This window comes from Burkholderia cepacia GG4 (genome assembly GCF_000292915.1).
In the GTDB taxonomy this organism is placed as follows: Bacteria; Pseudomonadota; Gammaproteobacteria; order Burkholderiales; family Burkholderiaceae; genus Burkholderia; species Burkholderia cepacia_D.
In genome coordinates this window covers 198607-221788 of the sequence record NC_018514.1, presented here as the reverse complement: position 1 = coordinate 221788, position 23182 = coordinate 198607, and the positions used below count along the sequence as shown (strand labels likewise).

Genomic DNA, 23182 nt, shown 5'->3' with positions numbered 1-23182 from the left:
ACTTTAGTTCGACAATAAATCCGCTCAGCACCAGGACCGGCAACGCGTGCGTGCCGATTCGGGATATTGGAAAACCACCTGAAAGGCACCTGCTGCCGCCCCCTTCCGACCCCCTCAAAAACCCCCGCTGGAATAGCGCTCGCCCGTATTGCGCCGACCGCGCGGTCGGTTTAATCTTGCGCCGTCCGAACGACCGCCGGAGGCGCCATGCTCGTGTTTCACCAGATGTTCGACGACGCAGACCGGCATGCCGAGGCGCTGCGCGGCTGGGATCAGCGTTACGACCAGATCGGCTCGGGCTCGTATCGCAGCGCGGTCAAGCACGCGGTGCTCGACGACGTGCAGCTGTTCCAGGAAGCGGCGAACGTACGCATCATCCAGCGCGGACGCTTGCCGCCCGGCCATACGGTGTTCGGGATGCCGCTCACCGGCTCGGGCACCTTCGCCTTCGGCGACGCGCGCATCGAACCCGGCACGATCGTGTTGGCCCGCGGTGGCTCACCTTTCGAACTCCATTCACCCGACGACATGTCGCTGATCGGCGTGGTCGTCGATCCCGAGCTGATGCAGCAGATCGAGGATGCCGCCGACGTCCGGCTGGACGAACGCACCCTGCGGCGCGGCGTCGTCGATGTGCCGGTCGCCGCGCGCGAACGCGCGAGCGTGCAGCTCGCGACGCTGCTCGAACGCGTGCTGTCGGCCCCCGCTACGTTCGACGCGGCGCGTGCGCAGTCCGAACTGCGCGGCGAGGTCGCGAACGTGCTCGTCGATCTCCTCACGTACCGGATGCCCGAGCCGTCGAACCGCCTCACGCATGCCTGCCACGCCGACATCGTGCGCCGCGTGCACGACTACGTGATCGAGCACCCGGAAGCGCCGGTCGACATCCTGAGCCTGTGCACGCAGCTGCGCGTGAGCCGTCGCACGATGCAGAACAGCTTCCAGTCGGTCGCGCAGACCAGCCCGCTGAACTACACGCGCTCGCTGCGCCTCGCGCAGGTGCGACGCCTGCTGCTCGACACCCGGCAATCCGACCTGCCGATCAGCGAAGCGGCCGCGCGCTGGGGCTTCATCCATCTCGGCCATTTCGCGAACGCGTACAAGGCCCAGTTCGGCGAACTGCCTTCGACGACCGCGCGCCGGACGGTGCGCAGCGCAAAAACGCGCTGAGCGCGCGCAAAACCCGCGATAATCCTGTGTTTCAGGTCCGGCTCCAACGAGCCGGCCCCGGTGCCCGCCCGTCCGCCGCCCCGCGGCGTGCGCGCCGACCACCTGCTTCCACCCCACGCCCCGATGCCAGAGGATTTCCACTTCCTGTTGCTGCCCGGCTTCTCCGCGCTCGGCTTCATGTCCGCGGTCGAGCCGTTGCGCGTCGCGAACCGGTTCCGCACCGAGCTGTACCGCTGGCACGTGATCAGCGCGGACGGCGCCCCCGTCGCCGCGAGCAACGGCATCCCGGTCGCGGCCGAAGCCGCCTGCGCGGACGTCGCGCAGGTCGATACCGTGTTCGTCGTCGCGGGCTTCGATCCGCTCGTGTGCTACGACCGCGCGCTCGGCGACTGGCTGCGCCGCCAGAACCGGCATGGCGCGACGCTCGGCGGCATCGACACCGGCAGCTTCGTGCTCGCGGAAGCCGGGCTGTTCGACGCGTCGCAAACGCTCACGTTGCACTGGGAGGCGCTCGCCGCGTTCCGCGAACGCTACCCGGGCCTGAATGCGACGCAGGAACTGTTCGAGATCGACGACCGGCGCATCACCTGCGCGGGCGGCACCGCGTCGATCGACATGATGCTCGACCTGATCGGCCGGCGGCACGGCGCCGAGCTCGCGGCCGCGATCTCCGAGCAGTTCGTCGTCAGCCGCATCCGGCAGCGCTCGGACAGCCAGCGGCTCGAGATCGCCGCGCGCTATGGCGTGCACAACCGCAAGCTGATCCAGGTGATCGACACGATGCAGCGGCACATGGAGAACCCGCTCGGCTCCGACGCGCTCGCGCAGGACGTGTCGATCACGCGACGCCAGCTCGAACGGCTGTTCAGCGCGACGCTGAACGACACGCCGACGCGCTTCTACCTGAACCTGCGCCTCGATCGCGCGCGCGAGTTGCTGCAGCAGACCGACATGAGCATCACGTCGGTGTGCGTCGCATGCGGCTTCGAATCGCCGTCGCATTTCTCGCGCACGTATCGCTCGCGTTTCGGCATGAGCCCGCGCAGCGACCGCCGCGCGACGCGCTGAGCGGCGCGGGTTTGCGCACAATCCGGCGCGCTATTGCGTGCTCCGGCAGCGTTTCCCGCCATTCGCTGAACAATGCCGACGATTGATCGGCGGACCGAAGCCGCGTTCGAAAATAATTTGCATAGTCGCTGAAAATGTTTTGTAACATACCTCGCGATTAGATACGCAGCCCTAATGAGATGAGATCCCGGGTGCGACGCAGGTCGCGCCACGCAGGCTGCCGAACCGATATCAATGCCGATCCGATGGGTATGACATCACGATGCTCGCTTCGCCGTCGCCGCACCTGCCTGCCGTTCGCTTCCCCGCCGCCGTTCCCTCCCGATTCGTTTCGACCTGACGCTTAGCCATCCTTAGGCAGTCGACGCTCCTAGAACCGCTTCGTCGCACCGGCCCCATCGAGCCGGCGCGCGGGCCGTGTCGTGCCTGCTCGCCACAAGCGCGCGGGCATGTCAAACCGTTGAGATGAGGATCACGTATGCAGACATCACGCAAAGCATTGCCGCTCGCACTGGGTCTCGCGCTCGGTTTCGGCATCGTCGGCGGCAGCGCGGCCGTCAAGCACTGACCGGGCCTCGGCGCGGCGGGCCGGAACCGGTGCGTTTCCCGTTCCGGATAGAATCGTCACTCGATCACTTCCGCACCACGGTGCACCGCCATGACCGATTTCTCCCGCTCCGTCGACGCGCTCTCGCCCGAGCGCGTCACGACCGCCTTCGACCTGCCCGGCCATACGACCGTCCGCTCGCTCGGCGTCGCGCAGGGCATCGTCGTGCGTTCGCGCTCGATCGTCGGCTCGTTCGGCGCGTCGCTGCAGACCATCTTCGGCGGCAACATCACGCTCTATACGTCGCTGTGCGAGAAGGCGCGCCAGCAGGCGTTCGACAAGATGCTCGCCGATGCGCGCAAGCTCGGCGCGAATGCGATCGTCGCGATGCACTACGACTCGACCGAGATCGGCTCGGGCATCACGGAAGTCATCTGTTACGGCACGGCCGTGCGCGTGACGCCGAACGCCTGACGCCCGTCACGCGTCGCGTTCGAGCGACTTCATGTTGGTCAGCTGCGGAAACAGCTTCATCCACGTGAGCGCGACGGCGATCGTCGCAGCACCGCCGACGACGATCGCCGTCGGCGCCCCCCACCAAGCGGCCGTCACGCCCGATTCGAATTCGCCGAGCTGGTTCGACGTGCCGATGAACAGCGAGTTGACCGCGCTCACGCGCCCGAGCATGTCGTCGGGCGTGCGCAATTGCACGAGCGACAGGCGCACGACGACGCTGACCACGTCCGATGCGCCGAGCGCCGCCAGCGCGACGAGCGACACCGCGAAATGGCTCGACAACCCGAACACGATCGTCGCGATGCCGAACGCGATCACGCCACCGAACATCGCGCGGCCCGGCCGCCCCTTGAGCGGAAAGCGCGTGAGCCACAGCGTGCCGGCGAGCGCGCCGACCGCGGGCGCCGCGCGCAATGCGCCGAGCCCCCACGGCCCGACCTGCAGGATGTCGCGCGCATAGATCGGCAACAGCGCGGTCGCGCCGCCGAACAGCACCGCGAACAGGTCGAGCGACAGCGCGCCGAGAATCGCCGGTTCACGCCGGATGAACGCGATCCCCGAAAACACCGAACGCAGCGTGACGGGCTCGCGCGCCGGTGGCGCGCTGCGCAGCGGAATCGTACCGCTCAGCAGTGCCGCGATCGCGAACGCGACGACACTCGTGCCGAACGCGACGGGCGCACCGAGGCCATACAGCAACCCGCCGAACGCCGGCCCGAGAATCTGTGCGGCCTGGTTCGCGGACGTCGACAGCGCGGTCGCGCGCGGCAGGTCGCTGCGCAGCACGACGGCCGGCAGCAGCGACGACACCGACGGCGATTCGAATGCGCGCGCGGTACCGACGACCGCCGCGAGCGCATACACGCCCGGCGCGGTGAGCCCCCCTTGCGCCGCGCCGAACAGGAACACGCCGGCGGCCAGCGCCTCGACGCTCTGGCAGATCGTTGCGATACGCCGCCGGTCGTAGCGGTCGGCCACCTGCCCGACGACGAGCGTCAGCGCGAACATCGGCACGAACTGCGCGAGGCCGACGAGACCGAGCGCGAATGCGCTGTGCGTGAGCGTGTAGACGTACCAGCCGATCGCGACCGACAGGATCTGGAACGCCAGCGACGACATCACGCGCGTGCCCCAGAAGCGCTGGAACGGTGCGTGGCGGAACAGGTTGGCGGGTAACGGCGACGGCGAACTGGATTCGGGTAACGGGGCGGTCATCGGAGAGACGTCATCGGAGGGAGGTTGGCGAGCGGCGATACGCGGCGCGGCCAAACCGCGATGATATCGCCAACCGCCGAAACCCTGCCGGACGCTCGCCCGCCGCGCGCGACGCCAGCGCGCGCCGCACTGCATGCGGCCGACCGCATCGCTTCACATAAAAAAAAGCGCGAACCGCAGTTCGCGCCAAAGAGAGACCTCGCTGAGAACATCGAAAGGACTCGCTCACCCCACTCAGAAAGAATGCCGCATCCCGATCCGCACGTCGGCCTGCGTTTGCGTCGTCGACGGCGTGAAGCTGTAGCCGATCACCGCATCGACACCTTGCGACGCGCGCAGGTAATCGCCGGAGATATACACGTCCGTGCGCTTCGACAGCATGTAGTGCAGGCCGGCCGTGCCCTGGTTCCAGTGGTGGCCCTCGAAGCGCGTGTGCTGATAGCCCGCGATGAGGCTCAGCGCCGGCGTGAACTGGTACAGGCCGCCGCCTTCATACACCTGCATGTGCGACGACTGGCCGAAGCCCTTGATCGTCGTGTACGAGAAGTTCGCGTCGAGCGACAGCTTGCCGATCGTGTAGCTCGTGCCGATACCGAACGTGCCCTGGCTGTCGACGTCCATCGCGGTATTCGCGAACAGGTCGGTGCGCGCGCCGGTCGCCGGATCGACGGTGACGGTCTGCTGGCCGAGGAACGTATGCGTGCCGATCATCGCGTACGGGTCGAACGCATAGATGCCGTTCGGGTTGTTCAGGCGCGTGTAAGCGGCGCCGATCGAGAAGTCGCCCTTCGTGTAGCTTGCGCCCGCGCTCCATGCGCTGTTGCGATGGAAGTTGCCGGCGACGTTGCCGAACGAATACATCGCGCCGAACTTGAAGCCGCTCAGGTCGTTCGACAGGAATTTCACCGAGTTCGGCAGGCGGTCGCCGTTGAAGCGGTCGAAGTCGCCCTGGTGGATCGCATAGCCGCTGCCCCACGCCGAGATGTTGTAGATCGATACGAGCTCGTTGGTGATGTCCAGTTGGTTGCCGAACGACAGCGTGCCCCAATCGTTCTGCAGACCGACGTAAGCCTGGCGGCCGAACTCCGACCCGCCGAAGCCGAGCTGCCCGTTGCCGAGGTGGAAGCCGCTCTCAAGCGTGAACACCGCCTTCAGGCCGCCGCCGAGGTCTTCCGTGCCCTTCAGGCCGAAGCGGTTCCCGTAGGCGACGCCGTCGTCGAACTTGACCACGTGCGAACCGCCCGTGTTGTTCACGTACGTGATGCCTGCGTCGAGAATCCCGTACAGCGTCACGCTGCTCTGCGCGTGGCCGATGGCGGGAATACAGGCCGCGCATGCAAGCGCGGCGGCTACGGCAACTTTCTTTTGCTTCATTGTCGACCACCCTCCCTGAACCGTTCGATGGAAAGAACCGTGACCTGGCGCGCGCCGCAATGCGCCGGCTGATTCGAATTCGTTACGTCCGCTGGCTTCGGCATTTCGCTTTCCGCAATAACGCAGCCATTGGCGAAAAATACAAACCCATATTTCATGTCACCCGTCTGAAGGCGACACTAAATGGTCTTGATGCGACGGGTCGGGAAAACACGGAGACGAGCGGCACGGCAAAAACCGGCCGCCCGGAGGCAGGTCAACGGCCGTCGAGCACCGCGCGCACGGCCGGCAGCGCGGGTGCGCCGGCCGCCGTGGTCACGCCGTCGAGCCAGCCTGCGACGAGCGCGGGCTCGGCCTTCAGCGCGTGCTGCGCCGCCAGCGATGGGATCGTCTTGTTGTCGAGCATGTCGGCGATCATCCGGTTCTCGACGTCGACGGAGAACGTCATCTGCCGGAACAGGCGTGCCAGGTTCGCGCACTGGCCGGCGAAGCCCGGGCGCGTCACCGTGTTGACCGTAGCGCCGCCGTAGTTCGGGCCGAAATACGCGTCGCCGCCCGACAGGTAGGTCAGATGGAACTTGGTGTTCATCAGGTGCGGCTCCCATCCAAGGAACACGATCCAGCGCTTGTCGCGCACCGCGCGCTCGACCTGCGTCAGCATCCCCGTCTCGCTCGATTCGACCAGCGACCAGTTCGCCGGGCCGAGCGCATGGTCGGACAGCATCCGCTTGATGTTCTGGTTCGCGGGTGCGCCGGGTTCGATCCCGTAGATCTTGCCGTCGAAGCGGTCTGCATAACGTGCGAGATCGGCGAACGTGTGCACGCCGGCGGCCGCGACGTAGTCGGGCACGGCGAGCGTGAACTTCGCGCCGCTCAGGTTCGCGTGCAGCACGTCGATCGATTTCTCGTCGACGAACGGCTTCACGAGCGGCGCCTGCGCGGGCATCCAGTTGCCGAGGAACACGTCGACCTGCCCTTTCTTCAAGCCCTGGTACGTGATCGGCACCGACAGGTTCGCCACGTCCTGCCGATAACCGAGCGCCTTCAGTACGACGCCGGCCATCGCGTTCGTCGCGTCGATGTCGGTCCAGCCGGGCGCCGCCATCTTCACGTCGCGACACGTCTGCGGGTCGGCGGCGTGTGCGGGCTGCTGCATCGCCACCAAGCACGCGGCCGCGGCAAGCGCCGTGCCGAGCCTTCGGATTGCTGCTTGGGATTGCCGTTTCATGGCTTGCTTCCTCCGTCGTTCGTCAATGTCCGCGATGCGGTATGGTCAGCGCCCGACGCGCGGAAAGCGCGCCATCGCTTCGAGCGTGTCGAGTTCGATGTGATTGCGCATGTAGCGCTGGCTCGCGTCGGTGAACGGTTGCCAGTCCCATGCCTGGATGCGGCCCTGTGTCGTCGCCGCGTAATGGAAGCGGCGCCGCCGCTGGCTCGCGCGCACCTGAGCATCGAGCTCCGGCAGGTTCCAGCGCCGCGCGGCTTCCGCGCGGAACGCGGCAAGCAGGTCAGCCGCTTCGGGCAAGCCGGCCAGGTTCGTGCGCTCGCGCGGGTCGTCGGCCAGGTTGTAGAGCTGGTCCGGGTCGGCCGGGCAATGCACGTATTTCCAGTCGCCGCGGCGGATCATCACGATCGGTGCGACCGCCCCTTCCGCGAGATACTCGCCCAGCGCGACGTCGTGTGAGGGCGCGCCCTGCAGATGCGGCACGAGGCTCGCGCCGTCGACCGGATCGGGCCAGCCGCCGGTGGGTGCGGCGCCGGCCAGGTCGACGAGCGTCGGCAGCAGGTCGACGTGCGACACCGGCCCGCGCACGCGCGCGGCGTCGAAACGGCCCGGCGCGTGGACGATCAGCGGCACCCGGCAGCCGCCCTCGAAGAACGTCATCTTGTACCAGAGGCCGCGCTCGCCGAGCATGTCGCCGTGATCGGAGGTGACGATCACGATCGTGTCGTCGGCGAACCCGCATTGCTCGAGCGCGGCCAGCACGCTGCCGAACTGGGTGTCGACGTAGGACGTCGCGCCGTAGTACGCGCGGCGCGCGGCGCGGATCTGCGCCTCGGTCGGCGGCGTGCGGTCGGTTTCGCAGACGAAGCGCAGACGCTGCGAATGCGGGTCGCTGTCCGCCGCGTCGAGCCGCACGGCCGGCATGTCGATCTCGTCGTCGCCGTACAGATCCCAGTATTCGCGCGTGATCGCATACGGATCGTGCGGATGGGTCAGCGACACGACCATGCAGAACGGCCGCGCGTCGTGGCCGGCCGCGCGCTCGCGGGCGACGTCGTACAGCTTCTGCTTCGCCGCGAACGTGACCTCGTCGTCGAAGTCGAGCTGGTTCGTACGTACGCACGGGCCGGCCTCGAGCACCGAGCTCATGTTGTGGTACCAGCTCGGCCGCTCGGCCGGGCTGTCCCAGTCGGGCACCCAGCCGAAATCGGCCGGATAGATGTCGGTCGTGAGCCGCTCCTCGAAGCCGTGCAGCTGGTCGGGCCCACAGAAATGCATCTTGCCCGACAGCATCGTCCGGTACCCGCCGGCGCGCAGGTAGTGCGCGAACGTCAGCGTTTGCGCCGGCAATTCGGCGGCGTTATCGTAGGCGCCGATACCCGACGGCAGCTTGCCGGTCAGCAGCGAAAAGCGCGACGGCGCGCACAGCGGGCTCGCGCAGTACGCGGCGTCGAACACCACGCCTTGCGCGGCGAGGCGGTCGAGCGTCGGCGTGCGCGCGACGCGGTTGCCGTAGGCCGGTAACGCGAACGGCGTCAGCTGGTCGGCCATCAGGATCAAAATGTTGGGAGTCGGGTTCGTCATCGCGGTCGTGGGGAAATCGGTGTTCGAGCGGAACGGCGCGACGCTCGTGCAGCGACGCAGCCGGCATGACGGACGCGGCCTGCAGAAAGTGCCGCGCGCACCGGCTGCGACTGGCTAGAATCGCGGAAGGCCTGGCGCGGCGCCGTGCCGTCCGAAGCACTATCCCCCGCCCGAATTCGCACGGGAAGGCGTCCGGCCCTTATGGGGCCATTAGAGAGACTTATGTCGAAATCCGAAGCGTTACCGTCGATGCAGGCGCTGCGCGCGTTCGAATCGGCCGCCCGTCTCCAGAGCTTCACCGCCGCCGCGCGCGAGCTCGGCTCGACGCAGCCGGCCGTGAGCCAGCAGGTGTTCCAGCTGGAAGCGGAACTGGGCGTGCCGCTGTTCGAGCGCAGCCCGCGCGGCGTCACGCTGACGAGCGACGGCCAGTGCCTGTACGAAGCCGTGCGGGTGAGCCTCGACACGCTGCGCGGCGCCACCGCGACGCTGCGTGCGCGCCGCGAGCACGGCGCGCTCACGATCGTCACGGATTTCGGGTTTGCCACGTACTGGCTGATGCCGCGCCTCGCGGGCCTCAAGCGCGTGATGCCGGACGTCGACGTGCGGGTCGTGACGTCACAGGACTACGACGCGCAGCGCGACCACGCCGATATCGCGATCCTGTTCGGCGACGGTCACTGGCCGTCGTGCACGGCAGCACGCCTGTTTCCGGAATCCGTCACGCCCGTCTGCTCGCCCGCGTTCCGCGCCGCGCACCCGGACGTCGCGCGGCCCGACCATCTGCACGCGCTGCCGCTGTTGCACGTGCAGCCAACGCGCCCCGAGCGCTGGCTGTCGTGGGCTGGCTGGTTCGACGCGCACGGCCTCGACGCACCGGCCGCCGCGCGCGGCGTGACCTTCAACAGCTATGCGCTGGTGATCCATGCGGCGCTGCTCGGCGAGGGCGTCGCGCTCGGCTGGTCGCCGCTCGTCGACGAGCTCGTCGCGTCCGGGCAGCTCGTGAAGCTCGTCGACGCGCCCGTCGTCACGTCGCGCGGCTACTTCCTGGTGCGGCCGCCGCAACGACCCGAGCCGGACGCGACCCACGTGTTCCGGCGCTGGCTGCTCGACGCGTGCGCGCCGGCCTGAACGGCCGTCCGTCCGGCCACCGGACACCAGCCTGACGCCCGCCGGACTTCCCGCCGGACCGCCCGCACCCGCCCGGCCGCGCTGGCGTGCCGATACCAGCCACACGGCGGGTTGGTTCTATCCGCGCCAAAATCGTCCTGATTTACTTGAGTCTCCCGCTACCCGCGTAGCCTGGCGCCCCGGTGCGCCGCCGCGCGGGTTCGCGCCCCATGACATCCGAGGAATCTCATGACCGCCGACTCACGCCCCGATCAATTCGTCCTGACGCTGTCGTGCCCGAGCGCGGCCGGCCAGGTCGCCGCCGTCGTCGGCTTTCTCGAGCGCCATCGCTGCTATGTCGATGCGCTGAACGTGTTCGACGACGATCTCAGCAACCACTTCTTCGTGCGCTGCGTGTTTCATCCGACGGACGAGACGCTGCAGATCGACGCGCTGCGCCACGAGTTCGGGCCGATCGCGGCCGAGCTCGGCGGCCACGACGGCAACACGCAATGGGCGATCCACGACGTGAACGCGCGGCCGAAGGTGCTGATCATGGTGTCGAAGCTCGAGCACTGCCTCGCGGACCTGCTGTTCCGCTGGCGGATGGGCGAGCTGAAGATGGACATCGTCGGCATCGTGTCGAACCATCCCGACTTCGAGCCGCTCGCCGCGCAGCACGGGCTGCCGTTCCGCCACTTCCCGATCACGGCCGACACTAAGGCGCAGCAGGAAGCGCAATGGCTCGATTACTTCGAGTCGAGCGGCGCCGAACTCGTGATCCTCGCGCGCTACATGCAGGTGCTGTCGCAGGAAACGAGCGCGAAGCTCGCGAACCGCGCGATCAACATCCATCACTCGTTCCTGCCCGGCTTCAAGGGTGCGAAGCCGTATCACCAGGCGCATGCGCGCGGCGTGAAGCTGATCGGTGCGACCGCGCACTTCGTGACCGACGATCTCGACGAAGGCCCGATCATCGAGCAGGTGGTCGAACGCGTCGATCATGCGCTGCGTCCCGAGCAACTGCTCGCGGTGGGCCGTGACGTCGAATGCATCACGCTCGCGCGCGCGGTGAAGGCGTTCATCGAGCGGCGGGTGTTCTTGAACGGGGATCGGACGGTGGTGTTTTCGTAAGCGCGTCGCGCTTTCGCTCCTTCGACAGGCAGCAAACAAAAAAACCGACCGGCAAACATGCCGGTCGGTTTTTTATCGCTTGCCATTCGACGCTTCGCGCGACGGCCCCGGGTGCGGTGTCCGGATTCGTCGCGCGCCGCGCGTGCCGGCGTCAGGCGCTTACTTCACCCACGCGAAGTAGTACGACAGCCAGATCGTCAGCCCTGCGCCGACCAGCGCCGCATACGGCATCAGGCTCAGCCACATCGCGCGCTTCGGCACTTCGAGTTCCATGTCGCGCTGCATCTGCGCGGGGAAACGGCCGCGATCCTGCCAGTAGTGGCGGAACAGGAACACCGGCACGATCAGCAGCATCGCGATCAGCCCGTTGCGCAGCGTGCCCTCGCCCTGCAGGTTCGCACCCGCGCCGACATAGACGAGGTTCGCGTAGCCGCAGATCGAACCGGCGACGAGCAGCCAGGTCGGGCAGCGGAACGGCCGATCCCAGTTGCCGCGATCCATCCGGTGGATCCAGCCCGACTGAAGATTCAGGAATACGAACAGCATGTAGCAGACGTTCGAGATCGACAGCACCGTCATGTAGTCCGACATCATCAGCAACACGAGGTTGAAGCCGAGATCGGTCCACATCGCGCGCGTGGGCGAGCCGTGCTCGTTCACGTGCGACAGGTACTTGGGCAGCCAGCCGTCGACCGATGCCTGGTACAGCGTGCGCGACGAGCCCATCATCGACGTCATCACGATCAGCAGGATCGACAGCATCAGCATCACGACGACCGCATTCGCGACCCATGCGCCGCCGCCGACGATCTTCGCCATTGCGGCCGCGACGCCGGTACCGTCGCCGATCGCCGGATCGAGCATCGCCTGGGTGCCGAGCGCGCCCTGGAACGCCAGCGGCACGAGCGTCATCACGACGAGACACAGCGCACCCGACCAGAAGATCGCCTTCGCGGTGTCGCGGCGCGGATCGCGGAATTCGCGCGTGTAGCAGACGGCCGTCTCGAAGCCATACGACGCCCAGCCGGCCATGAACATCGCGCCGAGCGCCATCGTGACACCCTGCCCGTTCCACGAGCCGAACGTCGCGGCCGTGACATTGCCGTGCGCGTCGTGACCGAGCGGCAGCAGCGGGAGCAGGTTCGACATCGGCACGTCGCCGGTGATGAACGGAACGATGCCGACGATCAGCAACGGCGTGAGCGATGCGATGCCGAGAATGCGCTGCGTGCGCGCAGCCTTCGATGCACCGCTGTGCTGAAGCTTGAACGTGATGAGAAGCAGAATCGTCGCGATGATGAACGTCGCGTTGATTCGCAGAGACAGACCCGGCTTGATGAAACCGAGATCCGCAACCTTGAGCTGCCAGTGCAGCACCGCCGCATCGGCGGGAAAGAGACTCGTGAGCGCATAGCTCGCCGCGAGACCGCAGCCGAGCGCGAGCATCGGCGACCACGCGAGCCAGTTGCACCACACGGAAACCGGGGCAATCAGCTTGCTGTAACGGACCCAGCCGATCGCGCCATACACCGACGCGCCGCCCGATTTATGGGGAAATAGCCCCGATATTTCCGCATAAGTCGCGCTTTGAATCAGCCCCATCGTGATCGCGGCGATCCAGATCGCCCACGCGGGCTGGCCGATCGTCGCGCATACGCCGCCGATCGTGAACAGCACGCCTGCCGGCACGCCGCTCGTTACCCAGAATGCGTCTTTCCAAGTCAGGCCACGATGCAGCGTGTGGCCCGTCGAATCATGTGAGATGGTTGCCTCAACATCACTGGTGCGGTTCGCACGCAGTCCTGCCTGACTCATCCAATTCCTCCTGTGATGACTCCGCACAAGGGCCGTAGTGTAACAACTTACGCGCTTTTTTGCAGAATCAGAAAAATAATTCCGGGATATGGCCGCATGAATCCATAATTATTTCGGATTCCTGCATTCCATCCCCGGCATATTGTTATGATGTTTCGTGCGACGAATCGTCGCTGCCTTACTGGACGCCTTCAGTCCACGAATTCACGCGGTCCGCATGCGCCGCAATCCACGCGTCGGCGGCCGCCTCCGGCTTCGAACCGTTCTGGATCGCGAGCATCACGCTGTCGATTTCGCCCGGCTTCCACTGGAATTTCTTCAGGAACGCGACGACCGGCTTGGCCTTCGTTTCGAGCTGCGGATTCACGACGTTGTCGACGTGCTCCGCGCCGCCGAACACCTTCTTCGGATCCTCGAGGAAGCGCAGCTTCCACTTCGCGAACATCCAGTGCGGCGCCCAGCCGGTCACGATCACCGGCTTGTTCGCACCGACGGAGCGCGACAGTTCGGCCGTCATCGCGCCGCCCGAACTCGGCATCAGCGTGTAGTTCAGGGCGTAGCTCTTGATCGCTTCATCGGTCTTGCGCATCACGCCCGCGCCCGCATCGATGCCGACGATGCGGCCACCGAAGTCACTCTTCTCCGCGTTCAGATCGTCGATGCTCTTCGCCTTCACGTAGTCGGGCACGATCAGGCCGATCTTCGCGTCGGGAAAGTTCGCGCCAAGATCGACGACCTTGGTCTTGTATTCGCCCCAGTAGGAACCGTGCGTGACCGGCAGCCAGGCCGACAGCGTCGCGTCGAGATCGCCGCGTGCCACGCCCTGCCACATGATCCCGGCCGCCACCGGCACGAGCTGGACCTGGTAACCGAGCTTCTTCTCGATCACGCGAGCCGCGACGTTGGACGTCGCGACGCTGTCGTCCCAGCCTTCGACGTAGCCGATCTTCAGCGTCGGCTTCGCATCGGCGAGCGCCGACGCGCTCAGTGCCACCATCGCCGACAGTGCGCCGGTCCACAACAGTTTTCCGAACAGTTTCATGGTCGATCTCCTTGATATGCGCTCACCGCGCGGTGTCTCTCTAGGTTCTTCAACCACAAATCCGCGGTATCGTTGTTTTCCGACGGATGCTTGTCCGGGCGCGACGCGCCCGGACAGCCGGTGGCTTGTTTCGACTACTTGTCGATCACGAGGTCCGACAGCGGCTTGCTGCAGCACAGCAGCACCATCCCCTGGTCGATCTCGCGCTGGCGGATGCCGCCGTTGTGCTTCATCTCGACCTGCCCCGACACGAGCTTCACCTTGCAGGTGCCGCACATGCCCTGCGTGCACGAGGCGGGAAGCCGCACGCCGGACTGGCGCGCCGCGTCGAGCACGTGCTGCTCCGAGCCGCACGCAATTTCGCGATTGCTCTTCGCGAAGCTGACCGTGTACTGCTTCGTCGCAAGGTCGCCGCCGTCGGCCGCCGGCACGAGTTCGGCGAGCACGTCGTCGCTCGCGGTCTGCGCGAGCGTTTCGAACGAGAAGCTTTCCTCGTGATACTGCTTGCGATCGAAGCCGGCTTCGTCGAGCAGGTCGCGCACGGCCTTCATGTACGGCGCGGGGCCGCATGTGAAGATCTCGCGCTCCATGAAGTCCGGTGCGATCAGCTTCAGCAGCGGCAGCGTCAGGAAGCCCGTGACGCCCGGCCAGTTGGTGCGGGCACCGACGCGCTCGACGACGAACGACGTGCGGAAGTTCGTATGGTTCGACGCGATCAGGTCGAGCTCGCGTGCGAAGATGATGTCGTCCGGCGTGCGTGCGCTGTGCACGAACAGGATGTCGCGATCCTCGGCGAGATCATGATGTGCGCGGCTCATCGACATCAGCGGCGTCACGCCCGAACCGGCCGACAGGAACAGGTACTTGCGCGCCGGATGCCGCGCGCACGTGAATTCGCCGGCCGGGCCGAGCACGCGAACCGACGCGCCCGGCTGCAGGTTGTCGTGCAGCCAGTTCGACACCTTGCCGCCCGGCACGCGCTTGACCGTGATCGAGATCGTGTGCGGCCGCGCGGGCGACGACGAGATCGTGTAGCACCGGTTGATCGTCTCGCCTTCGATGTCGAGCTCGAGCGTGATGAACTGCCCGGGCTCGAAGGAAAACGCACGGCCTTGCGGCGAACGGAAGAAGAAGCTCTTCACGTCGTGGGTTTCCTGCCGCACGTGGCAGCACACCAGCGTTTCCTCGACGTCGCTCGTCCAGCGCTCGGGCAGCGCGTTCCAGAACGCCGGGTGTGTGACCCGGCTGTCCGCCGGCTCGAAAGTGGCCGCATCTCGCATCATGCCAGCCTCCGCAGGGCCGCCCCAAGGAGGCTGGCCGCCCCCACGGGGGGCAGCGAACGAAGTGAGCGTGGGGGTTGTTTCATCATTGACTCCGCTTCAGTACTGGGTGCTACTACGCGCCGGTCTTTTCGGCGAGCCGGCCGATGTACCAGGCCGAGAATTTTTCGACGAGACCTTCCGTGTACGGCGAATACGGGCCCGGCTCATACGCGCTGCTGGTCGCGCCGCGCTGCGAGAATTCGACGAGCGCGCGATCCTGGTCGTTGGTCGCGTTCCACACGGCCGTGAGGTTCTTCACGTCGTAGTCGATGCCTTCCTTCGCGTCCTTGTGCACGAGCCACTTGGTGCGCACCAGCGTCTTGCCGGCCGACAGCGGAATCACCGAGAACGTCACGATGTGATCGCTCATGAAGTGGTGCCACGAGTTCGGTTGCGTCCAGAACGACAGGCCGCCGAGATCGGCCTGGTCGAACTGGCCGAGCAGCTTCTTCGAGGCGACCTTCGCGTCGAGCGTCTGCGATTCGCCGTGGCGGTCGAGCGGCAGGCGCTGCGTGCGGAAGCCCGTCACGTCGAGCAGCTTTTCGATTTCGGCGGACGGCAGGCCCATCTCGGCCCACTCCTTGCCGCGCCGCACGCACGTTTCCGCGAACGCGTCCATGCCTTCGGCGTTGGCGTCGGAGCGCTGGTAGCCGAAGCCGTATTCGTACAGCGAGATCGTCAGTTCAGGATGGTTCGCGACGCAGTGATAGCACTCGCGGTTGTTCTCCATCGTGAGCTTCCAGTTGCCTTCCTCGATGATGTCGATCTGCGCGGCGATCTTCGTGTTCGGCAGATCGTGCGGCAGCAGATACGGCTCCATCTCGGCGCGCAGCTTCGCGAAATCGACCGGCGGCTCCTCGGCGAGGCAGATGAAGATCAGGCCCGCGAGGTTCTGCACGTGCACCGACTTCAGGCTGTGCTTGCAACGGTCGAACTTCTCGCCCATGTGCTCGGCGAACATCAGCTGACCCGTCAGGTTGTAGGTCCAGCTGTGGTACGGGCACACGATGTTGCCGACCGAGCCCTTGTCTTCGTTGCACAGGCGTGCGCCGCGGTGACGGCACACGTTGTGGAACGCACGAATTTCCATGTCGTCGTCGCGCACGATCAGGATCGAGTCGCTGCCCAGTTCCACGGTCACGTAGTCGCCCGGCTCCGGAATGTCCGGTTCGACCGCTACCTGGATCCAGTGCTGGCGGAAAATCGCCTCCATGTCGAGGGCGAAGATTTCCTCGCTCGTATAGAACGGCGCCTCGAGGCTGTAGCCTTCCTTGCGTCGCTCGATCAATGCACGAATGTCTGCCGATACTTTCATCGTTTGCTCCGGATTCCTTGCGTCCCAGTGTGGTTGCCGACAGGCATCAACATCAGTAGTCGATGAGCTGATGCTCGCGCAAATACGCAAGGATCACTTGTGCTTTTTCGACTGAACTCCCTTCATTTACGACGTTGCCGCCGCGGCTTTCGGTCGTCGTCGCGGACAGCATCCGGGCATGCCCGGAGCGCTTCTCGGCGGCGACCAGTTTTACGGGTTTACGCTCGATCGGGCCGACCTTCCAGGCGGCCGCATCGGCGTCCGCACGGGTCGCCGTAAGCGCCGGCCGGATCGCGCCGGCCCGCAGCCGCGCGTACGCATAGCGCGGCTGCGCGTTGGCGAGCGGATGGACCGCGACGACCGCCGGCAGCGCCGCGTCGACGCGCCGCCGCAGCCCTTTCGGCAAGAATTGCCGGACCGCCGCTCGACCGCCGTCGACCGTCACGTCGACGGCCGAGCCGACGAGCGGATAGCCGAGCGCCGCGGCGACGCGGTACGGCAGCATCCCGGTGTCGTACGCGCCCTCGGCGCGGGTGCCGGTCAGCACGAGGTCGTAGCCTTCGACGCGCGCGGCGAGCGCCAGCGCGGCGTCGTCGCCGTCGCGACAGGCCAGCACCTCGACCTGTTGCGCGCCGAGCGCGAGGTATTCGGCGAGCGCTTCATTGGCCGGATCGCCTGCATGGATCACGTCGAGCTTCGCGCGATGCTTCTCCGCGAGCTGGCGGCCGACTTCGAGCGCGGCCGCGTCGTTGCGGCTGTAGCGCGCGGTGCCGCTGACCGGGTGCCGGCCCACGGACACGAGCACCGCGATGCGTTGCAACTGGCGGGGGGCGTTCATGCTGCGACTCCTTCCGTTTCACGGGAGCCGACCGCGGCCGGCGATTGTCCGCGCGCGGCACGCGCGGCCTGCACCTGTTCGATCAGCGCGGCGATCGTCCCCTGCGCGTCGCCGACTACCGTCAGGTTCGCGCGCTTCGCGATCGGCGCACTGCCGTCGAGGTTCACGGCGATCACGTGGCGGCAGTCCTTGATCCCCTGCAGGTGCTGCACCGCGCCCGAGATGCCGAACGCGATGTACACGCTCGCCTCGACCGTCTTGCCGGTCGCGCCCACCTGCTTGTCGCGCGTGAAGTGGCCGTTGTCGACCGCGACGCGGCTCGCGCCGATCGCCGCGCCGAACGCGCCGGCCAGTCGCTCGAACGCGCCGATGTCGGACACGCCGTTGCCGGCCGACACGATGAAGTCGGCTTCCTCCAGCGCGACCTGCGCCGCGTCGATTTCCTCGAGGCCGAGATCGCGGTACGGCTGCGCCGCGTCGCCGGCCGGGCGGATGAAGTCGGCAGCCAGGCGTTCGCCTGCGCCGACGAACGGCAGCTTCGCTTCGACCGCGTTCTGCGCGAGCAGGATCACGTCGGGCAGCCCGCGCGTCGCGAACGCGCGCCCGGCCTGCGCATACGCGCCCACATGCTTCGCGTCGAGCTCGACCACGTGGGTCGCGACGCTCGCGCCGGCGGCCGCCGCGTAGCGCCGGCCGAGATCGCCGTCGCCGGTCGCGTTGTCCGGCACGAACACATGCTTCGGCGCGAGCGCCGCGGCACACGCCTGCAAGGCTTGCAACTCGCTTTCGGGCGCAAACGCGCGACGGTCGAAATCGGCCAGCTCGATCAGCTTGTCGACGCCGAGCTCCGCGACGTCATCCTTCAGTTCGCCGAACGCCAGCAGCGCGACTTCCGTCTGCGCGTCGGCGAGCACCGCGGCGGCGGCGATCGCCTGCCGCGCATGGTCGTCGAGCGCGCCGCGCTCGGCGTGCGCCACCACCAGCATCACGTGCTTCGGGTCCTGTACCGCGCGGCGCGGCTTCGCGGCCGCGCCACCATGACCGTGCGCGGACCACTGCGCGGCGCTCGCGTCGGCGCTGCCTTCCTCGCCGAGCGTGATGCGCTTCAGGCCCGCGGCCGTGATGATGAACGGCCGGCGCGGATCGATTCGTTTGATCGTGTTCATCGATTCACTCCAGCGAGGCGGCAACGAGTTCGGCCACGTCGAGCACATCGGGGCGCGGGCCCACGACGCCTTCGAGCATCGCCGTGCAGTTCGGGCATCCGACCGCGACCACGTCCGCGCCGATGGCGCGCGCGTCGGCGATGCGGATGTCGGGAATCCGCTGCTTGCCCGGGATATCGGTCAGCGGCGCACCGCCGCCACCGCCGCAGCAGCGGCCGCGCATGCCGTTGCGCTCCATCTCGACGACCTGGATGCCGATCGTCTTCAGCAGCTTGCGCGGCGATTCCGTCTCGCCGTTGTAGCGGCCGAGGTAGCACGGATCGTGGTACGTGGTGCGCTTCTCGCGCAGCGCGTCGACGGCCTTCGGTGCGATCTTGCCGCTGTCGGCCAGCTCCGCGAGGTAGGTCGTGTGGTGCTTGACCGTCACGCGCAGCCCGAGCGCGCGGTATTCGTTGCGCAAGCTGTGCATCACGTGCGGATCGGCCGTCACGATCTGCTGGTACGACAGCGAGCCGAGCGTGCCGATCAGGCGCTTCGCCATCTGCTGGAAGGTCGCTTCGTCGCCGAGGCGGCGTGCGACGTCGCCGGTGTCGGTCTCGGTCCCGCCGAGCACCGCATAGTCGACGCCAGCCTTGTTCAGTACCTTGATGAAGGCCCGCAGCGTGCGCTGGTAACGCATGTCGAACGCGCCTTCACCCGCGACGATCAGCACGTCGACCGGCTTGCCGGCTTGCGCGACCGGGGCGTTCAGGTCGACCGACCAGTCGTAGCGCGCAGCCGTGTCGTAGCCGCCCATCGTGCCGGTCTCGCGCAGGTTCGCGAGCACTTCCTGGCCTTTGCCCGGCACCGTGCCGTGCACCAGCGTGCGGTTGCGGCGCATGTCGACGATCGCGTCGACGTGCTCGATCAGCATCGGGCACTCCTGCACGCAGGCGCGGCAGGTGGTGCACGACCACAGCGTCTGCTCCTCGATCAGGCCGGACACGATCGGGCCGTTCGGCTCGCCGCGATGCTGGCCGACCGCGAGGCCCGGCGTCGGGCTGCCGGCGTACGCGGCATCGGTGCCGCCCGCCATCCCGACGACGAGATCCTGGATCAGTTTCTTCGGGTTCAGCGGCTGGCCGGATGCGAACGCGGGGCACGCGGCTTCGCACTTGCCGCACTGGACGCACGCGTCGAAGCTCAGCAGCTGGTTCCAGCGGAATTCGACCGGCTTCGCGACGCCATACTCTTCATGCGCGATATCCGGCAGCTTCAGCGCGGTCGGCGGCGTGGCCGTGCCGTTGCCCGTGAACGAATCGCGGGTGGCCGCGAAACGCTCCTGGCGCGGGTGGAACGCGAGGTGCAGCAAGCCGGCGATCGCATGCTTCATCGGGCCGCCCTTCGCGGCGCCGACCGTCATCGTGAAAGCGCCGGCGCCGATCAGCAGCGCGCAGAGCACCGCGAACGCACCCGACATCGCGCCGGCCGGCACCACCATGAACAGCACGAGGCCGAGCGCGAACGAGCCGAGCAGCCAGGGCAGCGCGTTCCACGGGCCGCGCGACAGGCGGGCGGGCACGTCCTTCGCCGCGCGGCGGCGCCAGACGAACACCACGCCGACGAGCATCGCGAGCGCCGCGAGGAAGATCAGCTTGTCGAGCCACGGCGAGTAAATCGCCAGGCCGTAGTTGACGAACACCAGCGCGAGCGCGGCAATCGCGCCGCCGGCGGTCGCGACGTGAGTCTTCGCGATGTACGGATCGCGGGCGACCACGTGGTGCAGGTCGACGAAGTAGCGCTTCGGGATCGCGAACAGGTTCGCGACGCCGAACGAGCCGGGCGCAGTGGCGCGCCCGAGACGCCAGTAGGACGAGCGCTTCGCGACCGCGAACGCGAGCCCCGCCACCGACAGCCACAGCAGTGCGGTAATGAGGAAAGCCGGATTCATCTTTAGAAATCCTTCACGAGACGCAGCGAGTCGTAGATCGCACCGTGGACGTTGTGCATCGAGATGCAGTCGCCGACACGGAACAGCAGGAAGCGGCCGTTGCCGAGTTCTTCGGACAGGCACGGCTGCGGCTCGGCCGCGAACAGCGTGTGCGGATCGATCTGGCCGCGGTTCACCGATTCCGGCTTGAGCTTCCAGTACAGCTCGTCGTTCGGCGACGAACCGTTCTCGATCACCACCTGGTCGACCGCGCGCTCTTCCAGTTCTTCCGTGTATTCGTTGCGCAGCACGGCGATCACCTTGCCGTCCTCTTCATAGACGCGGTCGAGCATGGTGTTCGGCGTCGGGATCACGCCAAGCGCGTACAAGCGGCGATAGAAGATCGGGAACGTCGTGCCGCCGCAATCGTCGGCCACCTTCACGTCGGGCGTGACGACCTCGACCTTCGAGCCGCGACTCGCCATGAAGTCGGCGACGCCGGCGCCCGCATGGGTGCTCACGCCGTCGAACAGCAGCACGTTCTGCTTCGGCTCGACCTTGCCGGTCAGGATGTCCCACGAGCTGACGGCGAGCCCGTCGGCCACGCCCCAGGCCGGCACCTGCCACGTGAAGCTCGAACCGCCGGTCGCGAGCACGACGATGTCCGGCTTCTCGGCCATGATCATCTTCTCGTCGGCGGCGACGCCGAGGCGGCGGTCAACGCCGAGGCGCTTGGTTTCCATGTCGAACCAGCGGATGATCCCCGACATCTGTTCGCGCTGCGGCGCCTTCGCGGCGATCATCACCTGGCCGCCCACTTCCGTATTCTTCTCGAACAGCACCACGTCGTGGCCGCGCAGCTTCGCGACGCGTGCGGCCTCGAGCCCAGCGGGGCCCGCGCCGACCACCACCACCTTGCGCTTCGGGCCACGCGACTTCTCGATGATGTGCGGCATCGTCGCTTCGCGCGACGTCGCGGCGTTCTGGATGCACAGCACGTCGAGGCCGTTGTACTGGCGGTCGATGCAGTAGTTCGCGCCGACGCACTGCTTGATTTCGTCTTCGCGGCCATCGCGGATCTTGATCACCATGTGCGGATCGGCGATCTGCGCGCGCGTCATGCCGACCAGGTCGATCATGCCGTTCGCGAGCAGGCGCTCGGCCTGGCCCGCATCGCGGATGCTCTGCGCGTGCATCACCGGAATCTTCACCACCGACTTGATGCCGGCCGCGAGGTGCACGAACGGCTCCGGCGGCAGCGCCATCGGCGGCATGCAGTTGGCGATCGTGTTGTGCGTATCGCCGCCCGACCCGACCACGCTCAGGTAGTCGATCAGGCCCGTCTCCGACATCGCCTGCGCGATTTCCTTCAGCGCTTCGTGATCGAGGCCGTCCTCGTGGAATTCGTCGCCGCACATCCGCAGGCCGACGCAGAAATCCTTGCCGACCGCCTCGCGCACGGCCGTCAACACCTCGATGCCGAAGCGCAGACGGTTCTCGAGGCTGCCGCCCCATTCATCGGTGCGATGGTTCGAGCGCTGGCTCCAGAACTGGTCGATCAGGTGCTGGTGCGCGGCCGAGATTTCGATGCCGTCCATGCCGGCCGCCTTCACACGCTTCGCGGCGGCCGCGAAGTCGCTGATGATGCGGCGGATTTCCTCGATCTCGATGATCTTCGCGTTGCCGCGGTGCACCGGCTCGCGCACGCCCGACGGCGACATCAGGTGCGGCCAGTGCTCGCCGTGGAACGACGAGCGGCGGCCCATGTGCGTCGCCTGGATCATGATCTTCGCGCCGTGCTTGTGCATCGTGTCGGCCAGGCGCGTGAGCGGGTCGATGATCTTGTCGTTCGACAGGTTCACCGACTTCCACCAGCCCTGCGGGCTGTCGATCGAAACCGGGCTCGACCCGCCGCAGATCGCGAGGCCGACGCCACCCTTCGCCTTTTCTTCGTAATAGCGGATGTAGCGGTCGCCCGGCAGGCCGCCCGGCTCGGCATACACCTCCGCGTGCGCGGTGCTGACGATCCGGTTGCGCAGCGTCAGCTGGTTCAGCTGCATGGGTTTGAACAGGTGGGGATAACGCATCGCAGGCGACCTCTGGCGTTCGAATGTCTCGTGTTGCGGGTGTTGTTGTGTTGCGGTGTCGGATCGTCAGTGCATCAGTGCGCGATCGGCGACACTTCGAAGACGCAGTGGTCGTGGTGCTCGGCCGCACACTGCACTTCCTTCGATTGCGCGCGCGGCGCGCCCTTGCCTTCCGGCGTCGTGTCGTTGACCCAGTCCATCGCGCCGGCGAACCAGCCCGCGAACATGTAGCAGAGCTTGCCTTCCTTGCCCGGCTGCTGGAGCACGAACGACGAGTGGCGCAGCTCGATCTTCGCGCGCGCGCTGGCCGGATCGGCCTCGATGATCGAGAACAGGCCCCAGCCGCGTTGCGACAGGCGCTTCAGGTAGTGCTCGAACACCGCCATGCCGGTCAGGCCGTGCAGCTTCGCTTCCTTGTCGCACCAGTGGTATGCGGACTTGTAGCCGGCCTTGTAGAGGATCTCGGCATACGCTTCGACACCGAGCGCTTCCTCGACGGCGACGTGGTTGTTCGTGAAGAAGTGGCGCGGCACGTACAGCATCGGCAGCGCGTCGGTGGTCCAGACGCCGGTATCGGGATCGACGTTGATCGGCAGTTGCGGTTGCATCGTGGTGACTCCGTGAGGAAAATTGGCCGCGCGGCTCAGGCGCAGGCGCGACATCGTCCGCGCGCCCGCGCAGCTTGCGCGGGCACGTCCCGATTGTTCTAATGTTGAATCGCTGGAGGTTGTGTCCGACTCGGCGGGCG

At 66.9% G+C, this 23182-nt stretch carries 18 protein-coding genes; 5 read left to right on the top strand and 13 right to left on the bottom strand.

The features are described 5' to 3' along the window. Nucleotides 1–207: 207 nt before the first annotated feature. The 3 genes from GEM_RS16775 to GEM_RS16765 all read left to right on the top strand — a co-directional run bounded on the left by GEM_RS16775 (nucleotide 208) and on the right by GEM_RS16765 (nucleotide 3259). Nucleotides 208–1170, top strand: a complete 963-nt coding sequence (locus tag GEM_RS16775) for a helix-turn-helix domain-containing protein (RefSeq protein WP_014898549.1) — start codon at nucleotides 208–210, stop codon at nucleotides 1168–1170. Between the two features lie 123 nt (nucleotides 1171–1293). Then, nucleotides 1294–2238 (top strand): GlxA family transcriptional regulator, encoded by a 945-nt coding sequence (locus GEM_RS16770; protein WP_014898548.1) that lies wholly within the window; start codon nucleotides 1294–1296, stop codon nucleotides 2236–2238. Between the two features lie 658 nt (nucleotides 2239–2896). Beyond that, nucleotides 2897–3259 (top strand): YbjQ family protein, encoded by a 363-nt coding sequence (locus GEM_RS16765; protein ID WP_014898546.1) that lies wholly within the window; start codon nucleotides 2897–2899, stop codon nucleotides 3257–3259. A 6-nt stretch (nucleotides 3260–3265) separates the two neighbouring features. On the opposite strand, the gene GEM_RS16760 is transcribed toward GEM_RS16765, so the two are convergent. The 4 genes from GEM_RS16760 to betC all read right to left on the bottom strand — a co-directional run bounded on the left by GEM_RS16760 (nucleotide 3266) and on the right by betC (nucleotide 8699). Then, nucleotides 3266–4516: an MFS transporter gene (locus GEM_RS16760; protein WP_014898545.1), complete on the bottom strand. Its 1251-nt coding sequence runs from the start codon at nucleotides 4514–4516 to the stop codon at nucleotides 3266–3268. 234 nt (nucleotides 4517–4750) lie between these two features. Continuing rightward, a complete protein-coding gene (locus GEM_RS16755) occupies nucleotides 4751–5890 on the bottom strand; it encodes a porin (protein ID WP_014898544.1) in 1140 nt (379 codons plus the stop codon). 256 nt (nucleotides 5891–6146) lie between these two features. Beyond that, complete coding sequence (gene choX / locus GEM_RS16750) at nucleotides 6147–7118, bottom strand: choline ABC transporter substrate-binding protein (protein WP_014898543.1); 972 nt, start codon at nucleotides 7116–7118, stop codon at nucleotides 6147–6149. 45 nt (nucleotides 7119–7163) lie between these two features. After that, the gene (betC, locus tag GEM_RS16745) at nucleotides 7164–8699 is read right to left on the bottom strand and encodes a choline-sulfatase (protein ID WP_014898542.1); all 1536 of its coding nucleotides are present in this window, start codon (nucleotides 8697–8699) and stop codon (nucleotides 7164–7166) included. 201 nt (nucleotides 8700–8900) lie between these two features. Here betC and GEM_RS16740 point away from each other — a divergent pair, with 201 nt between their 5' ends. Together GEM_RS16740 and purU are read left to right on the top strand one after the other, a co-directional pair. Beyond that, nucleotides 8901–9827, top strand: coding sequence for a choline sulfate utilization transcriptional regulator (locus tag GEM_RS16740; RefSeq protein ID WP_080599434.1), 927 nt, complete (start codon nucleotides 8901–8903; stop codon nucleotides 9825–9827). Between the two features lie 228 nt (nucleotides 9828–10055). After that, nucleotides 10056–10940 (top strand): formyltetrahydrofolate deformylase, encoded by an 885-nt coding sequence (gene purU / locus GEM_RS16735; protein ID WP_014898540.1) that lies wholly within the window; start codon nucleotides 10056–10058, stop codon nucleotides 10938–10940. A 159-nt stretch (nucleotides 10941–11099) separates the two neighbouring features. Here the strand turns inward: purU and GEM_RS16730 are convergent, their stop codons facing one another. The 9 genes from GEM_RS16730 to GEM_RS16690 all read right to left on the bottom strand — a co-directional run bounded on the left by GEM_RS16730 (nucleotide 11100) and on the right by GEM_RS16690 (nucleotide 23042). Further along, nucleotides 11100–12755, bottom strand: a complete 1656-nt coding sequence (locus tag GEM_RS16730; protein WP_014898539.1) for an APC family permease — start codon at nucleotides 12753–12755, stop codon at nucleotides 11100–11102. Nucleotides 12756–12933: 178 nt separating this feature from the next. After that, nucleotides 12934–13797: a glycine betaine ABC transporter substrate-binding protein gene (locus GEM_RS16725; protein ID WP_014898538.1), complete on the bottom strand. Its 864-nt coding sequence runs from the start codon at nucleotides 13795–13797 to the stop codon at nucleotides 12934–12936. Between the two features lie 134 nt (nucleotides 13798–13931). Continuing rightward, complete coding sequence (locus GEM_RS16720; RefSeq protein ID WP_014898537.1) at nucleotides 13932–15080, bottom strand: hybrid-cluster NAD(P)-dependent oxidoreductase; 1149 nt, start codon at nucleotides 15078–15080, stop codon at nucleotides 13932–13934. Nucleotides 15081–15192: 112 nt separating this feature from the next. Beyond that, nucleotides 15193–16434 (bottom strand): aromatic ring-hydroxylating oxygenase subunit alpha, encoded by a 1242-nt coding sequence (locus tag GEM_RS16715; RefSeq protein WP_014898536.1) that lies wholly within the window; start codon nucleotides 16432–16434, stop codon nucleotides 15193–15195. 52 nt (nucleotides 16435–16486) lie between these two features. Next, nucleotides 16487–17272: a drug:proton antiporter gene (locus GEM_RS16710; protein ID WP_014898535.1), complete on the bottom strand. Its 786-nt coding sequence runs from the start codon at nucleotides 17270–17272 to the stop codon at nucleotides 16487–16489. After that, entirely contained in the window at nucleotides 17269–18438 is a 1170-nt protein-coding gene (locus GEM_RS16705) for an electron transfer flavoprotein subunit alpha/FixB family protein (protein ID WP_014898534.1), read from the bottom strand. The genes GEM_RS16710 and GEM_RS16705 overlap by 4 nt, the downstream gene beginning before the upstream one ends. A gap of 4 nt (nucleotides 18439–18442) precedes the next feature. Further along, nucleotides 18443–20368: a (Fe-S)-binding protein gene (locus GEM_RS16700; protein ID WP_014898533.1), complete on the bottom strand. Its 1926-nt coding sequence runs from the start codon at nucleotides 20366–20368 to the stop codon at nucleotides 18443–18445. Between the two features lie 2 nt (nucleotides 20369–20370). Further along, a complete protein-coding gene (locus GEM_RS16695) occupies nucleotides 20371–22434 on the bottom strand; it encodes an NADH:flavin oxidoreductase (RefSeq protein WP_014898532.1) in 2064 nt (687 codons plus the stop codon). 74 nt (nucleotides 22435–22508) lie between these two features. Then, nucleotides 22509–23042 (bottom strand): DUF5943 domain-containing protein, encoded by a 534-nt coding sequence (locus GEM_RS16690; RefSeq protein ID WP_006488993.1) that lies wholly within the window; start codon nucleotides 23040–23042, stop codon nucleotides 22509–22511. Nucleotides 23043–23182 lie beyond the last annotated feature (140 nt).